The following is a 22,082-nucleotide window of genomic DNA, read 5'->3' as shown; positions in this document are numbered from 1 at the left end:
AATTAGTTAGCAGTAAGTGCTAAAAATTCCTCGTCGGTTGAAAGGTAGTTTACTATTATATGATTTAAGATCATATGCACATCTTCAATCGGGCCGTAATCTCCTTTAGGGTTTGGTGTATACAGTGGTATAGATGATATTTCATTTAATTTTCCACCCAAAAAGCCTACGAATGCAATTGTAGTACCGCCTAATTCATTAGCAAACTCGGCAGCTTTAACCAAATTTGGTGAATTTCCACTTGCCGATATAGCGATCAAAATGTCGCCTGAAACAAACTGACCGCGCATTTGCTCAACAAAAACATCGTCAAAGTTATTATCATTACCTATTGCGGTAATCATAGGTACGTTATCGGTTAAAGCGATAATCTTAGGGCGGAACTTTGAGAAATAACGAACAAAGAACCTGAAGTCGGCCTGCATGTGAGATGCTGTAGCAGCGCTCCCGCCATTACCAACAACATAAATGGTATTGCCGTTTTTAAAGGCAGTGATCATAGCAGTAATTACCTGCTCAAGTTTTGTAACTTCAATTTTATTTAAAATATCAGTCAAACGGGCGATATAATCACCCAGATAGTTTTTAACTTTCTCTTGTCTTTCCATTGTAATAGATTTTTATCTTATTGTTACTAATTAAAATTCTTTTTGTTCGTATACTTTATCTATGATACGCATGAGTTTGTAAGCATCCTCCGAATTACCGATGGCTATCGGCTTATCAGCAGTAATTGAATCAAAAAAATGATCCATTTCGTAACGCCAGCTGTTGTTATCAACATACTTGGTTACTATTTCATCTTTCCAGGTAGCCGCAGGCGCCGTCGACCTGTTTTTGGCAATGGAGAGTGTTTCTTCGCCATATGACATTGATGATGTTATAAGGCCGTTTAATACCATATAACCTTTTTCAAGGAATATCTCTAACGAAAACAAATGGCGCCATTGCGACATGGTAGAGTGTAATGAAGCTACTTTGCCCGTTGCCGATTCTTTAAGGATTACAAAAGCGTTATCCTCAACATCCATGTGCCAATAAAGGTTTGAAACCTCTGCTTTAACAACATCAAAATCACCTGAAAGGTACAGGAACAAGTCAAGCATATGAATACCCTGATCCATTAAGATACCACCGCCGGCTAATTCCTTTTTAGCCCTCCATTGGTTAAAATAATCGCTGGTTACACTTTTTCCGTAACGGCCACGTAACCATAATACTTTTCCATATTCTCCGCTGTCAATCAGCTTTTTGATATGCATAACGCTATCATGGTGACGGTGATTAAAACCGTACATCAATTTTTTGCCGCTGGCTGCTTCGGCCTTTTGTATCTCTAATATATCAGCACCGGTAAACGCGGGTGGTTTTTCGCAAAAAACATGCTTTCCGGCATTCAGGGCCCGTATGGTTAAATCTTTGTTTAAAAAGTTGGGGGTGCAAACTATGATCGCATCTATATCTGCATGATTTATAATTTCCTCATGGCTGATATTGGGGATACCTTTTATTTCAGTTTCTCCATTGGGCTCAGATACAGCTACTACAACGCCTTTTTTAATTTCATCGATAGCCTGGTGCCGGATTTTTCCCATTACACCATAACCTATTATACCAATTTTGTAATTCATAGTATGTATTATTTTAGTGCGTTAATTAAGTTTTTAACAGCGTCAATTTCCATTAATAGTTTTCCTTCTTCGGCGTATGAACCAAGGTGAGGGGTAAGCACTACATTATCCAGATCGCATAAAGGGCCTGAATATGGCTCAGAAGAGAAAACGTCAATAGCTGCTCCGGTTAATTTATTAGCTGAAAGGGCGTTATATAAAGCTTCTTCATCAACAATACCACCGCGGGATATATTTACCAGGAACGCGCCTGTTTTCATCAAATCAATCTCTTTAGCACCTATTACCGCAGATCCGTCTTCATTGCCTGGTACATGAATTGTAACGACATCGGCTTTGGTTAACAATGTATCAAAATCAACCAATTCAACTCCGTTATCTGTTGCCCAGGCAGCATCAGCGTAAGGGTCATAACCAATTACCGGGTTCCCTATCCCCCTGAACAGTTGCGATACCAGTTTACCAATACGTCCTAAACCTACAACTCCAACAACTTTATTAAGAAAAAGGTTGCCTACCTGCTTTTTCCATACTTTATTTTTAAGATCAGCATGAGCCTGTGGTATTTTTCGCAATAATGACAGTGTCATAGCCAGTGTCAATTCTGCAACTGCCCTGGTTGGGCCATCGGGGGTATTGGATACAATAATCCCTTTTTCGGCTGCGTATTTTAAATCTACGCTATCCATGCCTATTCCAACGCGGCTAATACATTTCAACTTAGGCAGCGCATCCATTACCCTGGCGGTAAGTGGTTCTACACCGGCTACTATACCAATGCAGTCTGCGGCCAACTCTATAACTTCATCTTCTGTTAGCTTTCTGCCGTAAGGGTTATTGATTACTTCATAACCATTTTGGCGAAGCAGCTCTACAGGTTCATTTCCAACTTGGCCAAAAGACGAGGGCGAGGTTAATATTTTCATAGTATAAATTATCGTTCTTTTATTACAATTGTTATGTTGACAAAATGCAATGGTGTCCTTAATTACTTGCTCCAGTACTTGGGCGTTGCATTTTGGGTTGACTGATATTTCCTGGCAATTAATAGCGCTTCGGCAAGCCTGAAATCTTTTTCCTCGCTTACCTTCACAGCTACCAATGGGTCAAGCGGCCAAAAAAGCCTGTTCACCCCAAAATATCCGCTTCGGTTGTTTTCGTATAGTTTTCTAAAAACATTTGCGTTCCATACAGTTACAGCCCAATTACATATTGTAATCACCCTATTATTCTGCGACGGGGCAAGCGGGCCGTCAACTACAATGTTTATCGGTTCATTATCAACAAATGACTGCATTTGTGTTTGTGTACATCCAATAAGGGTGTCTGCATCTGATGCCGAATATGCCTCGAGCGCACCTTGGATATCAGCTTCCCGGATCAGAGGACAAACAGGATTAATAAGCACCAGTGTATCCGGATTTTTGGCATTAATAAAATCATAAGTAAAATCTTCGCCAGTTGCGTCGTCTCCACCCAATAATGCGGGACGCCGGTATACTTTACAATTTAAACTTTCAGCTATTGCCGCAAGTGAATCATCATCGGTGTTCACATAAACCTCATCCAATAGGTTACAACTTAAAGCACTTTCAATGCTATAGGCAATCATTGGTTTACCATCCATGTACCTAAGGTTTTTTGACTGTACCCTTTTACTTCCTCCTCTTGCGGGGATATGAGCTATTACTTTTCCTAATTTCATAGAATGAGATTATAATATTATTAACGACTGACTTTTAAATCAGATTATCCTTATTTTGATTGTTGCTTTATTGCGGTTAAACTTTTAGCAACAAATATTGATGCCTTCGCAGCTTCAATAGTGTATAATACCATGGGGTTGCCATTTATTAATTCAAAATTTTTCAGCTACCATTTCACTACCCGGCATTTCTACAACGTATTCTATCTTAAATTGAATCAACTAAATATTTTATATTTTTAACATAATTATCAAACTCAGCAAAAGAACTTACACTTGCTTTAAGCTTGTCTTTGTCATAGTTTGTGTTTAACATGCTATTAATTTTGGCGGTTAATGCTTCTTTATCATCAAAGTTGATAAACTCAGCTCCCTTATTTACTTCTCTCAATACCGGAATATCAGAACATAACGCCGGTGTACCAACATACTGTGCCTCTATAGGTGGTAAGCCATACCCTTCAAATGACGAACTGTAAATCAACAGTTTTGAGGAAGCTAAATGCTTATATTTTTCGGACTCAGAAATACCCGATTTAAAAACCAACTCGATACTGTTTTCTTTTGCCTGATTGATCAAAGCCTGATATATCTGCGGATTTAACTTTGCCGGATTACCAATAACAAGTAAAATATACCCGGCAGGTAAAGCATTTATAATATCGTTAAGCACATTTGAGTTTTTGTGCTTTTCTCCAAAACGTCCGAAATAAATAACCTGGTTTCTTTTTTGAGTATCGATAAAACCATCTGCAACCTTTGAGTTAATACTAAGATACAGTTGTTTAAAACTTAAGTTAGGATTAAATCGGGCATAATATTCTGCAGCATACTTTGTTCCTTCCTTCGTAGTTGACAGTATCGCATCAACTGACGGCAAAATCTTATTGCTATATTTATAAGCACTCTCCGGCCTGCTTTGCGGGGTTAGTTTATTAATCCAGTTTGGACTTTCGAAATCAAGAAACCACAACTGACATTTGGAAGCACTTTGAAACTTCTTAACAGTTGGATAGAAAAAGAACCTATCAAACACGATAGATTTTTTTGAAGCCAGGTGCGGAACAACCAGTAATAAGTCGTAATTATTTACACGCGGAAAATTAAAATACTTACTCACTTTTAAGTGCAAATTTTCGCTTCCGGGGTAAATGTTAAAATCATCAAAAAACACCGGCGCTAAATTGGTATAATAATCAACCGTATAACCGTTTGCAGCAAAGCCATGCGCCATCATCAGCGCGTGGATTCGCCCTCCAGAGTAGTTGTTCTTATAATTTAATGCAAATACAGCTACCTTCATGATTTAATAAGTTGCGTTTCTGCCTGACTATCTAACATTATCTTTTTTAACCGGGCTTTTTCATTAACTATGTAAAGGCATATTGAAAAGCAGATAACGCCCGCAGCATAAGAAAATGGCCAGCTGAGTAAACTCATCAAGAGTATTGTTATTAAGAAAAAAAACTCAGTTGTTTTCTTTGACTTTCGCATGGTCTTGTATATCAGGGAAAAATATACACATAGATAAATTAGTCCAAAGCGTGCATAATCTCCTATGAAACCTACATCGGATAAAAAATACCCTTCAGATGCACCTAATCGCGTTACTTTGGCGCCATATGCCGAACTGGCATCATACTGTCCATTTCCAAACAATACCTCCGAAATATTATCGGAGAAATTAAACAAGAAATAATTGGCGGCCTTTACCCTGATGTAGCTATCGCCCTGATGTATCTGATCGGCTGTTAAAGCCGTTATCTCTTCATAATACTTAGTTGGGATTAAGAAAATAGCTGCGACAAATAAAAGGAACATTACCACTATTGCCCTTGCTTTTTCTTTAGAGTTGATAAATAAAAGGAATATACCAACGGCACAAGCAAACAATATATAGCGCGACCCCTGTAAAAACAAGCCTGCCGTTAAAAGAATAACTAATGCGAATTGAAACACCTTAAATCCCTGGCGGATCATTCTGTCAATCAGGAAAAACAGTCCCAGATATATGTATTCCTGTCCGTCGATTCTGAAACGAACGGTTGATCTTTCAACGAGAAAATTGGAACTATTTACAATTTCAATTGGATAAACTATTACCTGTATGATTACTACCAAAGAAACCAATGATGCCAGTATCAGTATGATGTTATACATCATATCTATATCCGGCTTTGTTACCAACAGATAAAAATATAACAAATAAAAGTACATAAACCGCTGTTCAAGAAAAGTAGTCGCGAAATCCTGATCATGAAACATTATAGCATTGAACGCACTGATAAAAACACAACCAAGTATAAAAAATATCGGTCTTTGAAAAATGGTAAGTTTTAACTTATTCAAATTGGCTAACACAGTACCAAATAAATAAATTATAACCAGCGCCTGACTTACGGCAATAACATTCACGCTAAAAAAGATCAACCTGAAATAGCCTGATCCCATAAAAAGTATAAGCGAAAGAAAAATAGTTTTTAATTTCATCTATTTACCGTTTACCCCCCAACACTGCCATCTACGCACTGTTATATTAAAAAAACTAACCACAGTTATTGATTTTCTCGTTTAAAAAAAGCCTTAATGCTACCATTATTAAAGTACAGTATCACAAAGAATATCAATGCACAAACTCCTATTCTCAAGATCAAGCTATTATCTGGTATAAATATACCAATAGCTATTACCGCAAGCGAAGCGATTGAAGGCTTTATCATAACTGAAAACGTTAGCTTCAATGATCTGTAGAAAACAAAAAACAATAATGGCGTAATAATCAAATATGATAAAAAATATGCCAGCGCTTCGCCTTTTGCCCCATAGTACGACCCAAACCACAACACAGGAGTACATAATATAGCGTTCGCTATACCGCATATCGACAAAATCCTTTGTTTATCCGCTGCCATCCAAAGTGTTCCGACCAAACCCTGGATAGTAAATAAGAAAACAAACCAAATTTGATATTTAAAAATAAAAATAGCGGGCAGATAGTCCTTTCCGAATACAATGAGGATTATCTCCTTACTAAAAATTGAAAAGAATACGCATATCAGCAATAAAATATTAATAAACAACGGCATCAATTGCTGAATCTTATCTTTAAAACGTTCGGCATTGTTAACCCATAACACACTTACGTTAGGAAAAAAAGAAGAAAGTGCAAGAGTTGTAATTAATTTTACGGGCTGCGTAAGCCTGTTGCTTGTATTAAAGTATCCTAACTCCGCATTACTACTATTTATTTTCAAAAAGTTGTTTGCCAAAAAGTTTATCGGAAGATTTACCACGATTAGTATAAAGTATGGCAAAGCCTGACCAAAAATGTTTTTCACGGTCGCCGTAAAATCAACTATCTTGTTATCTAACAATTTAGCTTGTTTTAGTGCAAAGTAGGCAACCACTATGTTTATAAACAACACTATAGTGTAAGTGATAAACATAGTTTGATAAGTAAACAATTTATTACTTATGACAAAAATGAAAACTACCCAAATGGCTAATGTTATTGATTTTAACACTCCGGGATAAAGCATTCTTTGATGAGCCATATAAACAGCTTCAGAAGTATCCCAAAAGTTCAACGACATTATATTAATACTTAAAATAACAAACGTAAACGCATCATAAGGAGATACCAACCAGCTGTACAGGCCTAATAAAATAATAGATCCAATAAATCCTATGCCCTGCAGGTAAATACCAGCCCAAAAAATGGTATTTGATTGATTCAGATCTCTGGCTATATTCCGAATTAAAATATTCTTAATCCCGATAGAAGCTATGGTAGCAAATAACTGTCCCTGCACAAGTAAGTAACTAAATTCACCAAAGCCTTCTGATTTTAATCTCCGGGCTATATAAATTAAGCTCAGAAGGTTAAAAACCTGATAAACCAGGTTACCAAAAACCAACTCGCTAAAGTTTTTTACAACTTTTAAGGTGCCTACTTTTTTAAACTTCGCTACTAAACTAACCATTATCAAATTAAAATCTTTTTTCAGGCTGTAAAAATGGGATGGATCATCGCCCTACCTATTCACTATATCTTTTTAAACAACCCCACCATTAGCCCTTTTATATATACACCAACCTTATCAGGAAAATAATCTCTGAAAATGTACCTGTATACAAATTTAGGAAGCATCCATAATTGCTTGCCAATGCCATAAACCAGGTTTTTGGCGGTTCCATGTTTCTTAATCAGATAGAAATAATTACGTGCAGTATAAAACAACGCTTCATTTGATGGGAACCGCCTTCCTTTCTCACCCGCGCCATCTTTCCATATATGTTCATGCCAGCAATGAACATCAGTGGTAACCGCTATCTTAATACCATGTTTGACTGCCCGGTAAAATACATCTGTTTCGTCGCCGTATAAAAATATCTTCTCATCGTAAAGACCAACTTTTTCCCAAAACTCCTTTTTAACCATATACATTCCTCCACAAACAAAAGTCACCTCTTTATAAGCCGGGATAGAAGCATCAAGTTTAGATCCTACATAATGTTTCTTTATCACAAAATCCTTAGTTGAAATCTCACCTCCGTATTCGCGAATTATGGGCGATCTTTTTTCATAAAAAATCACCGGGCATATAACTCCATATTCAGGCTTTTCTTCCATTATTTCAGCCATACGGGTAAGGCTGCCCTTTGGAAGGTACATATCCTGAATTATAAAAATGATGTGCGTACAATCCCGGGTCATGGCATATTTTATCCCGGCATTGAAGCCACCTGCTACACCACCATCTTTCTCAAGCTCAATAATTGTTGAATTTGTGTAATAGTCCCTAACTTTCTTTTTATAGCCGGGTTTTGAACCGTTATCAACAATTACGTGTTCATACACTTCATCTTTAAACTCATTATAAAAACTGCACCACTGGTCAAATTGATAATCTTCATCATGAGCCGTTGTAACAACAAGGATTTTATTCATAAAATAATTTTTCTATTATTAATAAGGATATTTTGAAACAAACATTAAATATTATTAAAGCCAAACAAAGATTGTATTAAGCAACTTCTGCCGCTTGTAAACACGGTTAAACTTTTTCCCATAAACCCGATTCTGCATTATATTTTTTTATGATTTTGGCAGGTGCGCCGGCAATCACACAGTAATCAGGATACTTTCCACTTACAACGCTATTAGCGGCAATTACACAATGCCTGCCTGTTTCGGTGCCCGGAAGTATAACCGAGTTGTTATAAACATAAGTTTGATCACCCAACTTTACCGGAAAGGTTTTGAGTTTAGTTTTATTTATCGGAATGTTAATATCATCATGCGGATGTATTATATCAGTAATCGTTACGTTTGATGTGACAATTACATCGTTACCAATAACTATTGAATCTGCACAGGTAATATGGCAGTTTGGATGAATTTGAGAATTATCACCTAAAACTAACTTAGGTTCAAATTCCACTCCCGCATAACGTGGCAAAAGTTCTATCCGGCTGTTAGGTAAAAGAATTGCATTATTTCCTAATGTAATTCCTTTAGCAAACACTAATATATTTTGCTTAAAAACTATGGCCTTTTTGCCAACACCGTTAAAAAAAAACTTTAAATAAAATTGTGTAAAAACGTGACGATATGTTCTTCTGATTAACATTAACCTGGAAAAATAATCCATTTTGATTAGTGTCTTGAGATATCGGAAAATCTTTTGCAACATACGTTGTTACGTTAATAGAACTGAATTTTAAATGTTAATTTGTAACCAGGCAATACGTTATTTAAGCAGATTAAATATCCTCGAAATTTCGGCTCTGATAGATTCTTTACCGGACAAACTGAATCCCGATTTTGTAATCATATCCGTACTTATCGAAACCTGATTTGCTTCTAAAGGCTGATCAGATTTTATTACCAGTTTGCACTCTTCATTGTACTTATCCTCATAAATCTCTTTTACTATTCCAGCGATCTCAACTATGGTAAAATTGTTTCCGGATGCTCCATTAACGATTGTATTTTCATAATCAGCAAATGATTCGCAGAGCATAATAGTAACGTTTGAAAGATCATTCAAATCGATAAAGTCCCTTGTTTGCTTTCCGGAACTCATTAATGTGATAGTCTTCTTTTCAACCGCTTCTTTGCAAAAACAATTAGGTACAAGTGTCCATCTATCAATATCTTTATTAACCGGGGCACCATAAATATTAGTAGGCCTCACAATAATGTGCTTTATTGAAGTTGTCCGGCTAAACATCTTAACATAATCTTCGGCCTGCATATGAGTTATCGCATAATCATTTACAGGCTCAAGCACCGTTTCTTCATTCATTACTCCACTTACCTTTCCATATACCTGGAAAGTTGAAAAGTAAATGAACTTGTTTATGCCGTTGGCCTTACACAGATCAAGACAGTATTTAGTACCCAATACTGTAGTGAGCATAGCTGTTTTAGGATCCAAAGAATCAATATCATTCGCGGCAGCCAAATGGATAAACACGTCATATTGATGCTTAAGTTCTATTTTTATTGGCTGCGTAATGTCCGCCTCATAAAAATCAATTTTTTCTGACTGAACAGAAAGATTGTTTTTTCTACCCAATACCCCTACCGCTTCGCTTTTGTCAATTATTTTATTTAATAAATTTGATCCGATATAGCCTCCGCCTCCGCTTATAAGTACTTTCATAGGTATGCTTGATTATTTTTTTATAAAATCAGGATGAGAATTATCTTTTTCAGAAATTATCGGATCGGTTATGCCCCAGTTAATACCAAATAACGGATCATTCCACCTTATGCCCCTTTCGCTGCCAGGAGTATAGAAGTTTGATACCTGGTAAAAGATCTCAGAATTATCCTCATTTGTAAGATATCCGTGCGCAAATCCTTCAGGTACATATATCATCTTGTAATTGTCTCCCGTTAATTCAACCGATATATGTTCGCAATAAGTAGCTGATTCAGGGCGGATATCAATAATAACATCAGTTATGGCGCCTCTTATACAACGTATAAGTTTGGCTTCTTCAGCGCCGTCAATTTGGAAGTGCATCCCCCTAAGTGTGTTTTTGTGTATTGATTTAGAAAGATTGCTTTGAACCATGTTATATTTCAATCCCATCTTTTTAAACTCATCAGCACAAAATGCGCGGGCAAAAAAACCGCGGTCATCCTGCCTTAAAGAAAGGTCAATTATGTAAGCTCCTTTTAATTTTGTTTCAGTAAATATCATTTTTCTATTATTATATATAAATAACTATACACTTAACCTAAAAAATAGCGCTCAATTTGTTTATAGCTAACCTCTTTCATATCCATATTATCGCGGTAAGCCTTGGTCCACTCAACGATATTTCCTAACGCGGTTTCTATTCCCCATTTAGGATACCATCCGAGCAAAGTTTTGGCTTTTGAGCAATCCAGTTTTAAATAATTGGCTTCGTGTGGGTTATTGCCGGTGTCCAATCCAAACTGAGCACCATCACCCCATAGTGAACATATCTTATCAATGATCCAGCCTACATTCTTCGCGTCAGAGTCATCAGGGCCAAAATTCCATCCTTCAGCATACTTAACACCATCCTGATACAATTTTTCGGCTAACGTTAAATAACCTGAAAGCGGCTCAAGAACATGTTGCCATGGCCTAATGGCATTAGGGTTTCTTATTACAACTTTTTCGTTATTAGTGATAGCACGAATAAAATCAGGTATTAAACGATCAACTGCCCAATCGCCACCGCCAATCACATTCCCAGCCCTGCCAGATGCCACGCCAACTCCATGTTGGCTATATGCCTCCGGGTTAAAAAAAGAATTTCTAAAAGATGATGTCACTAATTCCGAGCAACCTTTGCTATTTGAATATGGATCATAGCCGCCCATCGGTTCATCTTCTCTGTATCCCCAAACCCATTCTTTATTTTCATAGCATTTATCAGTAGTTACATTAACTACCGCTTTTACACTTTTTGTGTTCCTTATAGCTTGTAAAAGATTTACGGTGCCCATCACGTTAACCTCGTAAGTTTCTACAGGGTTTTTATATGATTCTCTTACCAGGGGCTGCGCAGCCATATGTATAACAACTTCAGGTTGCACCTCATCCATAAATTTCGCCAGGGCATTATAATTCCTGATGTCATTTATTTCAGAAGTTACAAGTTCGTTCACACGAGCGATAGAAAACAAACTCGGAGTTGTTGGAGAAGGCAGCGAATAACCGTAAACTTTGGCACCTAATCTATTAAGTACTAAGCATAACCACGAACCTTTAAAACCAGTGTGCCCGGTTACAAGCACTTTCCTGTTTTTATAAAAGCCGTTAAACAAATTTTCCATAGTGTATTTTTAGTATAAGTACTTATTCTATTATAGAAAAAACTACCATTTAATCCATGAGGCGGTACCTGAAGCAATCATTTCTTCGAGCTGCGCTTTATCTCTCACGGTATCCATAGGTTTCCAGAAACCGTGATGTTTGTAGGCGAACAATTGGCCGTCTTTCGCAAGATTCTCGAGTGGTGCCCGTTCAAATATTGTAGTATCATCTTCAAGATAATCGATAACTTCAGGCTGACATACAAAGAAACCACCATTACTCCATCCTCCATCGCCTTTCGGTTTCTCCTGGAACGACAAAATCTTTTGGCTATCATCAAAGTTTATCAAGCCAAAACGGCCTTCGGGTTGTACAGAAGTGAGCGTTATTAATTTGCCGTGAGATTCATGAAAAGCTACCAGTTCGTTTACATCGATGTCGGCAACACCGTCACCATAGGTTAGCATAAATGGTTCGCCGTTTAGGTATTCTTTTACACGTTTTAAACGGCCACCTGTCATTGTTTCTAAACCGGTATCAACCAATGTAATATTCCATGGCTCAGCTTTGGTATCGTGAACCTTTACATCGTTATTTGCCAGGTTGATTGTTACGTTGGATTTATGCAGGTAATAATTGGCAAAATATTCCTTTATCAAGTAGCCTTTATAACCGAGGCAAACAACAAAGTCTGTAAACCCGTAGTGAGAATAAATTTTCATTATATGCCATAATATTGGCATACCCCCGATTTCAACCATTGGTTTTGGCTTAAGTATCGTTTCTTCTGATAATCGGGTTCCTAATCCACCAGCTAATATTACTACTTTCATGCTTAATTATTTAATATTATAAATTGTTTATATGGCTTTTATTTTTACTTGTTCCTCAGTTTTTTTTTTATTATCCACCTCTGCTTTCTTTCCCTTTAACTTTTTGGCTAATTCTCTACCGTAATCATTTATCGGGGTTTCCACATATCTATAAAACACATATGACAAGCCCAGTGTTAATGGTATAAGCAACACCCATATTTCAAACAGTTGCCATTTTTGCAACAGCAAATAAGTAACACTTAATAATAGTAAGGGATGAATCAGGTACAGGCTATATGATATCTGGCCTAATCGAAGCCAAACAGAATGTAATAACCTTCGTTGAAACAAACTATGAAATGACAAGATGATAAAGGCCAAACTTGCAAACATTTGCACCTCATAACTTATGCTATCAACTATGTAATACAGGGCAGGCACCGGTTCAATAAAATGCTTTAGCCCATCAATACAGTAAAGGATAACCATAATAAAGAACAAAACACAGGCAGATAAATTTGAATAGTTATTTATTTTATTAACCCAAAATGTCAGATACTTATTTAAGTAAGCACCCAAAATAAAAGGAGACACATAATGTAAAACTTTTGCATCATAGATAATCTTGGGTTATCGCTTAATAAGGAAAAAGAAAAATGCGATACTAAGATTACTACTATTAAAAACACCGCGTTTTTATATCCATTATTGAGCCGGTCCATCAATAAAATAAAAAGCGGTAATAATATAGATATCTTTATTTCAATTATTAAACTCCATAATGTAGTATCAACATTGTGCGTACCGCCTTGTAAAAAAAGAAATTTAATAAAATTGATTACAGAAACGGGGTGCTCCCACATTTTTTTAAACCAAAAGCTAATTTCAGGGTGGCTGCTAATACCCGGGGTGTAAAAAAGCTTTCTTAAAATTATTGAGAGTACAATAACGATAATAAAAGGCACCCATAATCTAAAAAATCTCTTTACTAAATATTGCTTAAATAACAGATAATTAACTCTGTTAAATAGTGTTCCTGATAAAACAAACCCGCTTAGTATGAAAAAAAAAACAACGGCTTCATTACCAGCTTTAAAGAACGCTAACGGAGTATAGGTAAGGATATATGCCCACTTTGAGGTGCTATACATAGTGCCCGCATCGGGCACTCCCCAGTAAGTAGCCGCAAAGAATACCGATGAGATCGATAGCAAATGCATCAAAAAAACCTGAGAACTCGCAATCCCTCTTAGTGAATCAAGCTGCTCATACCTATTCCCTGCCATAAAAAATAAATTTTAGTTATCAATAATTCGATGCTGATTATTGTTAGATAGTACTATGAGATCAACTAAATAGTTGATCTCATAATGCTATTTCTTCTTCTTGATGAAGTCAAAAAAGCCCTTTTTTGAGTTTCCCTGATCTATATAATCACCATAGCCATAACCGTAACCATAGCCGTACCCGTAGCCGTAACCATAACCATAGTACCCGCCTTTCTTAGTCTCGATATCATTAATGACCAAATAAGCTTTTTTCATTTTATTTGATACAACAAGATCATTTATAAGACCTAATTGAGCTTTTAAAGTATAACGCTGCCGTACTATATACAAAGTGAGGTCGGCATATTTCTCAATTAACAATGCATCAGAAACCAAACCTACTGGGGCGCTATCTATAATTATATAATCAAATTTTTTCTTTAATTCTTCAATCATAGTACCAAGCTTGGCGCTGAGTAGTAATTCGGACGGGTTTGGAGGAATGGCGCCTGAACTAATGATGAAACAATCTTCGCTAAACCATGTAGGTTTAATAATTGCGTCAACTTCAACTGTGTTTGATATAGCGTAATTCGTAAACCCGTAACTATTATCAATCCCTATGTTTTGAGACAGCTTTGGTTTACGTAAATCCAACTCTATAAAAACAACCTTTTTGCCACTCAGAGCCAATACACTACCCAGGTTCAATGATATAAATGACTTCCCTTCACCACTCATGCTTGATGTTACCATTATTACCTGTGGTTTGTCAGCATTTAACAAAAACTGAGAATTTGTTCTCAATCCTCTAAACTGTTCGGAAATGATAGATCTTGATTTATTGGTAACCACTAACGATTGTTCTTCGTCATTATGGCTAATTTCTCCAACAACCGGTATTTTAGTATGTTCCTCAACGTCATATTTGGAAATAATTTTGACGTTCAACATTTCCCTTATCCCCAGAAAAACTAACGGACAAACAAAGCCCATTATTAAACATAATACAAAAACCAGTGATATTTTTGATTTATCAGGCTCATAGCTGCTTTTAGCCGGGTCTACTACCCTTGCTGTTGAAATGGTTGATGTTTTAGATATTGCTGTTTCTTCCCGTTTTTGCAATAAGTAAACATACAGGTCCTGCTTAACTGTTTGCTGTCTTGTATAATCTAAGAATATTCTTGCCTGTGCGGGCACATTTTCTATTTTATTTAAAGAATTATTGCTTTGATTTTGAAGATTGGCTCTGCTTACGGTTAACCCTTTTAAGTACGAATTGATATTTTTCAGTACGATAAGGCGTAGGCTCTCAATTTGACTATCAAGAGCTTGTATATAAGGGTTTTTTTCGGTGCTTGCCAAACTTTGGCGCTCGCGATCAAGCAACAATTCATTATAGCGTCCTACAACATCAGAGATAGTCTGATTATCAGATCCCAAGGCTGTAACAGGGATAACCTTTTTGTTATTTGGATTATTCAGAAACTTCAACAAATCCTGAACTACCGAGATTTGTACATCAAGTGCGCTGATCTGTTTTTGGAAATCGCTTGCAGATCCTATCAAAGCTTTTGATTGTTCATCAACATCGGCAATCTTATTTGTTTTTCGGAATTGCTCAAAACTCTGTTCTACTCCTTGCAATTGCTTGCCTACCAATTCTAACCGTTCGTCAATAAATGTAAGGGTACTATCAGCAATCTGAACCTTATTATCCCTGTTGGCTTTCAGATAAATCTCCATCATTTTATTCAAGATGGCCTCACCCTTTTTTGAATTGGGATAATCTAAAGATAGATTGATCGTAGTGGTCGTTTTACTGGACAAACTTACCTGTACACCTTTAGATAGAGCTTCAACAGAAGACTCGACAGACGCAATATCCACAACGTAACCGATCTTGTCCACCGGGTTTCCCGTCGGATTGAAAACAATATCATATTGCGGTAAACTTACTTTCTGACCATACTTAGCATTTATATCGATATCTTCAACGCTGTTGTGTATATGTATCAAATCATTTTTAACTGTTACATTATACCTTCTGAGATCAATAGAATCGCGTTTATTGGTAACATCAATCGTGAAAGGAGCTTCGTCAAAAAGCTCGGTTTTCTTAATTCTCCCATTTAATCTAATTACAACGTTTAAATTCAACGCCTTTACTACGTTGCTTACGATGTGCCTTGAGTTCAATATTTGAACTTCATTTTCTGCGTTATTAGGGATACCGAATAAAGATGATATATCAGTTAAATTACTTAAGCCGCCTGCGGCAGAACTGCCTCCCCCTGTTTTATCTTCAGGCTCAACTATCATTAAAGCATTAACTTTGTAATTAGGAGTGGCGTATCTTTTGTAAACTAACCCCACAGCGCCAAAAACCACTATACAAATCAAAAACAGTGGCCAGTTTGTGATAACCCTTGCAATGTATTTCTTATAATCAATACCTACTTCTTCCTGAGATTTTTCAAGACTTTGGTTATTTAAATTCATTCCTGAATATTATTTTCTTGTAAATAAAACGATTAGTACTGACAGTAAGGACCCAACTAAGGTGTAATATCTTGCTTGTGAAGCATCGGTTGTTGAAACTTTACCTGGTCCGGGTTCTACATAAATTATGTCATTTTGATGCAGATAAAAGTAAGGAGAACTCATTATGTCGCTTTTTTTCAGATTAAAACGATATGGAGTTTTAGTACCATCTTTATTTTCACGTATTAATAATACGTTATCCCTTTTTGCGAAAATTGTTAAATCACCTGCCAAAGCGATAGCGTCGAGCACACTTACCTTTTCATTTGGTAAAACATACATTCCTGGTTTGAGTACTTCCCCAGTTACACTTACTTTGAAATTTGCATAACGCACTATTACTGTAGGCTCTTTGTAATATTTTACGGCCTCCGCCTTTATTACTTCAGTAGCTTCAGATGTAGTATAGCCGGCAACTTTAATTTTCCCGAGTATTGGAATGGTGATAAAACCATCTTTATCAACTAAAATACCTAACGATGGTTGCTGACTAACACTCGACAAACTTGTAGGATTTAATGAGGTGCCCGTACTTGGAAACGGAAGATTGCCAACATTAATAGCTGCAGTATTTTGAGGATCGATAGTCTGGACAACAATTGTTAGGATATCATCGGGTTGAATTACCGGAGGTTGATAATCTGCTTTAGAGATCGTTTTCATCTGACCGGAGTCAGCAAGATCTTGAAAATATTTTACCTTTTTGGCCGAATTGCAAGAAAGCAGCCCCGCAGAAATGAATAAAATGAACAGAATTAAAAATGAATTTACAATATGGGATTTTCTCATAGAATTTAGGAATTCATGTCTTTATAGGTATAAGTTGTAAAACGTTGCAATATATACACTTTTTTCTCAAATACAACACTTTATTATTAAATTTTTCACAAACAAGGCTTAAGCATAACTTTTCCTTAACCAAAATGGCATTTTAATATAATATTATTAATTATGCTTGTCCCATTGTACCACCAAAATTCATCGGAAAACCCGGATGATCAGGCTGTACTTTGATACGGCCGTTAATGGCTTCATACTTTTCAATATTATCTTCCAAGGCCGAAAGAAGGCGTTTGGCATGCTCGGGGGTTAATATGATCCGCGATTTTACCCTGGCTTTGGGTACGCCTGGCATGACCCGGATAAAATCCAATACAAACTCAGAGTTTGAATGAGTAATGATAGCCAGGTTTGAGTAGATACCTTCTGCAATTTCTTCTGAAAGCTCAATGTTGAGCTGATTTTCGTTCTGTTCTTCCATCCTACTAAAATAACAAAAAGACGTTCTCCATAAACAGCCTTTTTTTGAGGTGATTATTGAGCCTTGTTTTACTTTAGATAACTTGGATCAACCCCATATTGACCTTGCGCAAGGTCGAACGTAGAACAGAGATGTTTTACTTTTGTTTTAACAATTTAAAAAAAAGACAAAAAAAAGCCTCCCGGATAACCGGGAGGCTTAATAAATTATTTAAGTAGCTGGCAATTAAGCTTCCAACTCTTCTGCTTTTGAAGCCATCAGGCGGTCAAACTCTTCCTGTGAACCTACACGGATATTCTCGTATTCGCGTAAACCGGTACCTGAAGGTATTAAGTGACCTACGATAACGTTTTCTTTCAGGCCAAGCATGTTGTCTTTTTTACCTGCGATAGCTGCTTCGTTCAGTACTTTGGTAGTTTCCTGGAACGACGCTGCCGAGATAAACGACTTGGTGCCTAACGACGCCCTGGTGATACCTTGCAGTATCGGGCTCGATGTTGCAGGAATAGCGTCACGCACTTCAACCAGTTTAAGGTCGCGGCGTTTCAATACCGAGTTCTCATCGCGTAAGCGGCGTAATGAAACTATCTGACCAGATTTCAGTGTAGTTGAATCACCCGGATCAGTAACAACTTTCTTGTCGTAAATTTCATCATTCTCGGTCATGAAATCCCAACCGTCAACAGCTTCGCGCTCTAAGAAACGGGTATCACCCGCGTCTTCGATAGATACTTTCTGCATCATCTGGTGAACAATAACCTCAAAGTGCTTATCGTTGATCTTCACACCCTGTAAGCGGTAAACTTCCTGGATACCGTTAACAAGATATTCCTGCACTGCAGCAGGGCCTTTGATAGCAAGGATATCCGCCGGAGATATCGAACCATCTGATAATGGCATACCAGCTTTAATAAAGTCATTATCCTGTACAAGGATGTGTTTTGAAAGTGGTACAAGGTATTTTTTAACCTGGCCATCTTTTGATTCGATGGTGATTTCGCGGTTACCGCGTTTCACGCCACCTAAAGTTACCACACCGTCAATTTCAGTTACTACAGCAGGGTTTGAAGGGTTACGTGCTTCAAATAACTCGGTTACACGTGGTAAACCACCTGTAATATCTCGTGTTTTACCGGTTGAACGTGGGATTTTAGCAATAACCTGACCGGTTTGTAACCTGTCGCCTTCATCAACAGCGATGTGTGCACCTACCGGAATGTTATATCCTTTAATGATGTTACCTTTATTATCAGCAATCTGGATAGCAGGGTTTTTAGTTTTATCCCTTGTATCGATGATCACTTTTTCGCGGTGACCGGTTTGCTCGTCAGATTCTTCACGGAAAGTGATACCTTCCAACACTGCATCGAACTGGGCAATACCCGCAAATTCAGAGATAATTACCGCGTTGTACGGATCCCATGAACAGATACGATCGCCTTTGGTGATCTTGTTGCCATCTTTTACATACAGGTATGAACCGTATGGAATATTATTGGTAACAATTACTTTATTGCTTCCGGCTTCGATAATACGGAACTCGCCCGAACGGCCTAATACCACATCAACAGCGCCGTCTTCGGCAGTTTCATAAGTAACGGTACGTACGTTCTCAAACTCGATGATACCATCAAACTTAGCGTTGATCTGAGATTCAGCAGCGATGTTTGACGCGGTACCACCCACGTGGAATGTACGAAGTGTTAACTGTGTACCCGGCTCACCGATTGACTGTGCAGCAATTACACCAACAGCCTCGCCTTTTTGCACGCGTTTACCGCTTGCAAGGTTACGGCCGTAGCACAATGCACATACACCACGTTTACTTTCGCAGGTTAATACCGAACGGATCTCGATACCTTCTAACGGAGAATTCTCGATCTTTTTAGCTACCTCTTCGGTAATGTCCTGGCCAGCTACTGCTAACAGTTCGTTAGTGATAGGGTCATGAACATCATGAAGCGTAGTACGACCTAAAATACGGTCATATAAAGGCTCAACAATATCCTCGTTATCTTTCAGTGCAGTTGTGTAGATACCTCTTAAGGTACCGCAATCAACCTCACCAACAATCATATCCTGGGCAACATCATGCAACCTACGGGTTAAGTAACCAGCATCCGCTGTTTTTAACGCCGTATCTGCCAAACCTTTACGGGCACCGTGGGTAGAGATGAAATACTCCAATACCGACAAACCTTCTTTAAAGTTTGAAAGGATCGGGTTTTCGATGATCTCACCACCCGAACCTGATTTTTGAGGCTTAGCCATCAAACCACGCATACCTGCAAGCTGACGGATCTGCTCTTTAGAACCACGGGCACCTGAGTCAAGCATCATGTAAACAGAGTTGAAGCCCTGGTTATCGTTGCTCAGGATGTCCATCACGTTAGCAGTTAAGCGGTTGTTGATACGTGTCCAGATATCGATGATCTGGTTGTAACGCTCGTTGTTGGTAATGAAACCCATGTTGTAGTTGTTCATTACCTCATCAACCTGTTTAGAAGCGGTTTCGATCAAAGTAACTTTCTCAGCAGGGATATTGATATCCTTCAGGTTAAATGATAAACCACCCTGGAACGCCATTTTAAATCCTAATTCCTTAATATCGTCAAGGAACTGGGCAGCACGCGCCATACCGGTAATTTTCACTACTTCACCAATGATATCACGAAGTGATTTTTTGGTAAGCAGTTCATTGATATAACCTACCTCAGTTGGTACATGCTGATTAAACAACACGCGGCCTACAGTAGTATCAATAATTTTGTTTACGATTTTGCCATCGCGTTCTTTAACTAAAGCTTTAACTTTAATGAACGCATGCAGATCAAGTTTTTTCTCGTTATAAGCGATAATTACTTCTTCTGCAGAGTAAAAAGTTAAGCCTTGTCCTTTAACCACGCGCGTTTCATCAGTTTTACGGCCTTTGGTTATGTAGTACAAACCAAGCACCATGTCCTGAGATGGTACAGTAATAGGCGTACCGTTAGCAGGGTTAAGGATGTTGTGCGAAGCAAGCATCAGGATTTGGGCTTCCAAAATTGCCGCGTTACCAAGTGGTACGTGAACGGCCATCTGGTCACCGTCAAAATCCGCGTTGAATGCTGTACAGGTTAATGGGTGCAATTGGATCGCTTTACCTTCAACCAGTTTTGGCTGGAACGACTGGATACCCAACCTGTGCAGCGTAGGCGCACGGTTTAGTAATACAGGGTGTCCTTTCAATACGTTTTCCAAAATGTCCCAAACTAATGGGTCTTTACGGTCAACAATCTTTTTAGCAGATTTTACTGTTTTAACCACACCACGCTCAATCATTTTACGGATGATAAATGGTTTAAACAGCTCGGCAGCCATATCTTTTGGTAAACCGCATTCGTGTAATTTAAGGTTAGGACCTACAACAATTACCGAACGGGCAGAGTAATCCACACGTTTACCTAATAAGTTTTGACGGAAACGACCTTGCTTACCTTTCAGGATATCTGAAAGTGATTTCAAAGCACGGTTACCTTCAGTTTTTACCGCGTTAACTTTACGTGAGTTATCGAATAACGAATCTACAGCTTCCTGCAACATACGTTTTTCATTACGTAAAATCACTTCTGGTGCTTTAATCTCAATTAAACGTTTTAAACGATTGTTACGGATAATAACACGACGGTAAAGGTCGTTCAAATCTGAAGTAGCGAAACGGCCACCTTCCAGTGGTACCAACGGACGCAACTCAGGCGGGATAACTGGAACGATCTTTACAATCATCCACTCAGGGTTATTCTCGATCCTGGTTTTTGCATCACGGAAAGCCTCAACAACCTGTAAGCGTTTTAAGGCTTCATTTTTACGTTGCTGAGAAGTCTCGTTTGCTGCCTGGTGACGCAAGCTGAATGATAATTCGTCAAGGTCAAGGCGTTTCAATAACTCTTCCAAAGCCTCGGCACCCATTTTGGCAACAAATTTCTGAGGATCTTTGTCGTCAAGGTACTGGTTTTCTTTTGGAAGGGTATCTAATACGTCAAGGTATTCTTCTTCAGTAAGGAAATCCATTTTGTTGATTCCGTCTGCTTCTTTAATACCCGGTTGGATAACTACGTAACGCTCGTAGTATATAATAAGGTCGAGCCTTTTTGTAGGCAAGCCTAATAAATAACCAATTTTGTTTGGCAATGAGCGGAAGTACCAGATGTGTGCAACAGGCACCACCAGGTTGATGTGGCCCATGCGCTCACGACGTACTTTCTTTTCGGTTACTTCAACACCGCAACGGTCGCACACGATACCTTTGTAACGGATACGTTTGTATTTACCGCAATGGCACTCATAATCCTTAACCGGACCAAAAATACGCTCGCAGAACAAACCATCACGTTCAGGTTTGTAAGTACGGTAGTTAATGGTTTCCGGCTTTAAAACTTCACCGCTTGAACGCTCAAGGATAGACTCAGGAGAGGCTAAACTGATGGTAATGGTGGTAAAGTTACTTTTGATTTTATTATCCTTTTTGTAAGACATAGTCTACTTTGATTTTTTAAAGGTAATTTTTTTG

Annotated in this window: 19 protein-coding genes; all 19 read right to left on the bottom strand. The window is 37.9% G+C overall.

Annotation, left to right across the window (positions count from 1 at the left end; translation table 11 throughout):
• Positions 1-2: 2 nt before the first annotated feature.
• Entirely contained in the window at positions 3-608 is a 606-nt protein-coding gene (locus DIU38_RS00420; RefSeq protein WP_090528613.1) for a D-sedoheptulose-7-phosphate isomerase, read from the bottom strand.
• Positions 609-638: 30 nt separating this feature from the next.
• On the bottom strand, positions 639-1,631 hold the full coding sequence (locus tag DIU38_RS00415) for a Gfo/Idh/MocA family protein (protein ID WP_090528616.1): 993 nt from the start codon (positions 1,629-1,631) through the stop codon (positions 639-641).
• Between the two features lie 8 nt (positions 1,632-1,639).
• Positions 1,640-2,557, bottom strand: a complete 918-nt coding sequence (locus tag DIU38_RS00410) for a phosphoglycerate dehydrogenase (protein ID WP_112652821.1) — start codon at positions 2,555-2,557, stop codon at positions 1,640-1,642.
• Positions 2,558-2,619: 62 nt separating this feature from the next.
• Complete coding sequence (locus tag DIU38_RS00405; protein WP_112652820.1) at positions 2,620-3,336, bottom strand: acylneuraminate cytidylyltransferase family protein; 717 nt, start codon at positions 3,334-3,336, stop codon at positions 2,620-2,622.
• Positions 3,337-3,544: 208 nt separating this feature from the next.
• Positions 3,545-4,639: a glycosyltransferase family 4 protein gene (locus DIU38_RS00400; protein WP_112652819.1), complete on the bottom strand. Its 1,095-nt coding sequence runs from the start codon at positions 4,637-4,639 to the stop codon at positions 3,545-3,547.
• Positions 4,636-5,826, bottom strand: a complete 1,191-nt coding sequence (locus tag DIU38_RS00395; protein ID WP_112652818.1) for a hypothetical protein — start codon at positions 5,824-5,826, stop codon at positions 4,636-4,638. Before DIU38_RS00395 ends, DIU38_RS00400 begins: the two co-directional genes overlap by 4 nt.
• A 65-nt stretch (positions 5,827-5,891) precedes the next feature.
• The gene (locus DIU38_RS00390; RefSeq protein WP_112652817.1) at positions 5,892-7,319 is read right to left on the bottom strand and encodes an oligosaccharide flippase family protein; all 1,428 of its coding nucleotides are present in this window, start codon (positions 7,317-7,319) and stop codon (positions 5,892-5,894) included.
• A 62-nt stretch (positions 7,320-7,381) separates the two neighbouring features.
• Positions 7,382-8,287 (bottom strand): glycosyltransferase family 2 protein, encoded by a 906-nt coding sequence (locus tag DIU38_RS00385; RefSeq protein WP_090528633.1) that lies wholly within the window; start codon positions 8,285-8,287, stop codon positions 7,382-7,384.
• Positions 8,288-8,393: 106 nt separating this feature from the next.
• Positions 8,394-8,990 (bottom strand): acyltransferase, encoded by a 597-nt coding sequence (locus DIU38_RS00380; RefSeq protein WP_167516050.1) that lies wholly within the window; start codon positions 8,988-8,990, stop codon positions 8,394-8,396.
• A 99-nt stretch (positions 8,991-9,089) separates the two neighbouring features.
• Complete coding sequence (locus DIU38_RS00375; RefSeq protein WP_112652815.1) at positions 9,090-10,007, bottom strand: NAD-dependent epimerase/dehydratase family protein; 918 nt, start codon at positions 10,005-10,007, stop codon at positions 9,090-9,092.
• 12 nt (positions 10,008-10,019) lie between these two features.
• The gene (gene rfbC, locus DIU38_RS00370) at positions 10,020-10,553 is read right to left on the bottom strand and encodes a dTDP-4-dehydrorhamnose 3,5-epimerase (RefSeq protein ID WP_112652814.1); all 534 of its coding nucleotides are present in this window, start codon (positions 10,551-10,553) and stop codon (positions 10,020-10,022) included.
• Between the two features lie 32 nt (positions 10,554-10,585).
• Positions 10,586-11,662, bottom strand: a complete 1,077-nt coding sequence (rfbG, locus tag DIU38_RS00365) for a CDP-glucose 4,6-dehydratase (RefSeq protein WP_112652813.1) — start codon at positions 11,660-11,662, stop codon at positions 10,586-10,588.
• Between the two features lie 42 nt (positions 11,663-11,704).
• Entirely contained in the window at positions 11,705-12,475 is a 771-nt protein-coding gene (rfbF, locus tag DIU38_RS00360; RefSeq protein ID WP_112652812.1) for a glucose-1-phosphate cytidylyltransferase, read from the bottom strand.
• A gap of 27 nt (positions 12,476-12,502) precedes the next feature.
• Positions 12,503-13,051: an acyltransferase family protein gene (locus tag DIU38_RS34325; protein WP_167516049.1), complete on the bottom strand. Its 549-nt coding sequence runs from the start codon at positions 13,049-13,051 to the stop codon at positions 12,503-12,505.
• On the bottom strand, positions 13,021-13,677 hold the full coding sequence (locus tag DIU38_RS34765; protein ID WP_407716491.1) for an acyltransferase family protein: 657 nt from the start codon (positions 13,675-13,677) through the stop codon (positions 13,021-13,023). The genes DIU38_RS34325 and DIU38_RS34765 overlap by 31 nt, the downstream gene beginning before the upstream one ends.
• A 153-nt stretch (positions 13,678-13,830) precedes the next feature.
• Positions 13,831-16,230, bottom strand: coding sequence for a GumC family protein (locus DIU38_RS00345; protein ID WP_112652810.1), 2,400 nt, complete (start codon positions 16,228-16,230; stop codon positions 13,831-13,833).
• Between the two features lie 9 nt (positions 16,231-16,239).
• The gene (locus DIU38_RS00340; RefSeq protein ID WP_112652809.1) at positions 16,240-17,061 is read right to left on the bottom strand and encodes a polysaccharide biosynthesis/export family protein; all 822 of its coding nucleotides are present in this window, start codon (positions 17,059-17,061) and stop codon (positions 16,240-16,242) included.
• A gap of 160 nt (positions 17,062-17,221) precedes the next feature.
• A complete protein-coding gene (locus tag DIU38_RS00335) occupies positions 17,222-17,533 on the bottom strand; it encodes a DUF3467 domain-containing protein (RefSeq protein WP_090528662.1) in 312 nt (103 codons plus the stop codon).
• 225 nt (positions 17,534-17,758) lie between these two features.
• Entirely contained in the window at positions 17,759-22,048 is a 4,290-nt protein-coding gene (gene rpoC / locus DIU38_RS00330) for a DNA-directed RNA polymerase subunit beta' (protein WP_112652808.1), read from the bottom strand.
• Positions 22,049-22,082: the final 34 nt, after the last annotated feature.

It is taken from the genome of Mucilaginibacter metallidurans (genome assembly GCF_003286435.2).
Classification (GTDB): domain Bacteria; phylum Bacteroidota; class Bacteroidia; order Sphingobacteriales; family Sphingobacteriaceae; genus Mucilaginibacter; species Mucilaginibacter gossypii.
This window is presented reverse-complemented; position numbering and strand designations above follow the sequence as displayed.